3 protein-coding genes are annotated in these 2,419 nt (G+C 50.2%); all 3 read left to right on the forward strand.

Annotation, left to right across the window (positions count from 1 at the left end; translation table 11 throughout):
* Positions 1 to 355 precede the first annotated feature (355 nt).
* Entirely contained in the window at positions 356 to 1,399 is a 1,044-nt protein-coding gene (locus tag ACEW8P_RS19970) for a sensor histidine kinase (protein WP_373514836.1), read from the forward strand.
* Complete coding sequence (locus ACEW8P_RS19975; protein ID WP_373514837.1) at positions 1,396 to 2,133, forward strand: LytR/AlgR family response regulator transcription factor; 738 nt, start codon at positions 1,396 to 1,398, stop codon at positions 2,131 to 2,133. Before ACEW8P_RS19970 ends, ACEW8P_RS19975 begins: the two co-directional genes overlap by 4 nt.
* A 47-nt stretch (positions 2,134 to 2,180) precedes the next feature.
* Positions 2,181 to 2,419 (forward strand): hypothetical protein (locus tag ACEW8P_RS19980; RefSeq protein ID WP_373514838.1); only part of this gene is annotated, 239 nt, incomplete at its 3' end.

A 2,419-nucleotide genomic window follows, 5' to 3' on the forward strand; every position in this document is an offset into this window, starting at 1 on the left:
CCGCCGCCGGGAGGGCCTTGCGCTACGGCCACCGACAGGCCGAGCGTGAAGATCAAAGTAAATTGGAGTAGCTTTTTCATGGTCATCGTATTTATTGGTTGATTGGGCAGAGGTTGTTCTTTCTAATTCCTGCACAAATGAAGACGGAATAATCATGACCATTTCAGGTAATAGACCCACAGGCCAAACAACTCGACCAATTGCCCCAAAAACCTGACAAACACCCGTCAGGCCCGGTTATGGAGTCAATTGCCGGACCCATCGGACGAAACGGGCGAACCGTCGAAAAATCCGTCTTTGGGGCCGGGATATTCTCCCAAAACCCGGTACTTTATGACAATCAAAGATTTCATAAATGCAAAATCTCAATCAGCGTAATCGCATATTTCTGCTGCACCTTTCTTTTTGGGCGGTTTACTTCTCCTTCTTTTTTTACCAAATCACCTACGGGCGGCGGGGGCAGGAGGTGGTACTTTCCCGGGCCTTTCTGGATGCCACTTTGCATGTCCTAATTATGGCCGGGATCGCCTACCTTAACTATTTTTATTTCCTGCCCCGGTTTTTGAAACATAAAAGCACCCCCCGCTATCTGCTGGAATTTCTTCCGGCTCTGGTTCTGGCCATCCTACTTCATTTGTACAGCAAGCAGCTCATTTATGGGGGGAGCGATGTGGCCCGAGCCAACTTTATGTACAAAAACCGCTTCATCGTTCAACATTCGCTGAGTGTAGTTTTCATCGTCGTTTTTATTGGGATGCTGCGCTTTGCCGAGGACTGGTTCCAACTGGAAGCCCGGAAAAAGGAGATCGAGAACGAAAAACTGACCGCGGAACTGCGATTCCTGAAAGCCCAGATCAACCCGCATTTTCTGTTCAACACGCTCAACAACCTTTACTACCTGGCCTTCACGCAGTCGCCCAAAACGACCGAAGTGATCGACAAACTCTCGCAGATGATGCGGTATATGATCTACGAATCCAATCATCCGAAAGTACCCCTCAGCAAGGAAATCGAGTACATGGGAAACTACATTAGTCTCGAAGAACTCCGTCTCGACGACAAGGTACCGATCACATTTGCGGTAACCGGCAGCACACAAGGTGTGCAGATCGAACCATTTCTTTTCATTACATTTCTGGAAAATGCGTTTAAACACGGCGTCAGTACCAACGCCGAAGGTTCCTGGGTGAAAGTGGAGATCACACTGCTGGAGAATCGTTGTGTTTATTCGGTGGTCAACAGCCGATTGCCAGCGACAGAAAAAGAAGATGAGAAGTCCGGGATCGGCCTCAGTAACCTGCGCCGCCGTCTGGAACTCAGCTACCCCGATCGCCACCAATTGCAAATTCGGGATGAGCCTGACGCTTACGCCGTGCAACTGACCTTACAACTAACATGACCTACACCTGCCTGATCGTGGATGATGAGCCGCTGGCCCGCAAGCTAATGGAGCAGTACGTGGCTAAAGTACCGTATTTGAACCTGCTGCAGTCGTGCGCCAGTCCGCTGGTAGCCATCGAGGTATTGCAGGAAAAAGCTGTGGATATTCTCTTCCTGGATATTAACATGCCGGAGATCACGGGTCTGACGCTCCTGAAAGTCTTGCGAAAAAAGCCGCTGGTGGTGCTCACTACAGCCTACTCGGAATACGCCCTCGAAGGCTACGAACTCGACGTAGCCGATTATCTGCTCAAACCCATCACGTTTGAGCGTTTCTTGAAATCGGTGGAGAAAGTCACGAATCGGCTGCAGGAAAATACCGTCACGCCAACTACCTCACCATCGACCGCCGACGACAAGCTAACGCCCCGCCCCTACCTGTTCGTAAAGGATGGCACCAAACTAGTCAAGATTATGATGGGCGATATCCTGTACATTGAAGGCTTAAAGGACTACGTAGGTATCTGCACCAAAGACAAAAAGATCGTCACGCTACAAACCATGAAGGCGTTGGAAACGGAACTACCAGAAAACCGCTTCATTCGGATTCACAACTCCTACATCGTGGCCTACGACGCAATCGAGGCCATCGACCGTGATAAGGTGCAAATTGGAGAGGTTTTTCTGCCCATCAGCGAAAGCTACCGGAAGGCATTCCGGGAGTTTCTTGACAAATACCAGGTGGGGGGATAATTCGTTGAGAAAATCGATTGCAGGTTTTTATGTAAAACATTTTCCAAATGCTCAACTACCAACTTGCCAGAACAACCTTCGGTATATTCCTCACGCTTTTCACTTTTATCGTTCCGTTGATCGTGACGGTGCTTCCGCTGCTGAGCGTCATTCGGCTGGCCCGGCTGCCTCAGGTGCGGAGATCGGTCTGGTTGCTGGCCGCCAGTACGGTCGTCAGCGCGGGGCTAGGGTTCTTGACGACAGGTTTGGCCGTTATGATTTGTGGCAGCACAATGGCCTACGGAAT

The sequence above is a fragment of the Persicitalea sp. genome (genome assembly GCF_041751555.1).
Classification (GTDB): Bacteria; Bacteroidota; Bacteroidia; order Cytophagales; family Spirosomataceae; genus Persicitalea.

Excerpts from the sequence above, each read along its gene's own strand:
- ACEW8P_RS19970 (WP_373514836.1), top strand. The coding sequence starts at position 356 with ATGCAAAATCTCAATCAGCGTAATCGCATATTTCTGCTGCACCTTTCT.
- ACEW8P_RS19975 (WP_373514837.1), top strand. The coding sequence starts at position 1,396 with ATGACCTACACCTGCCTGATCGTGGATGATGAGCCGCTGGCCCGCAAG.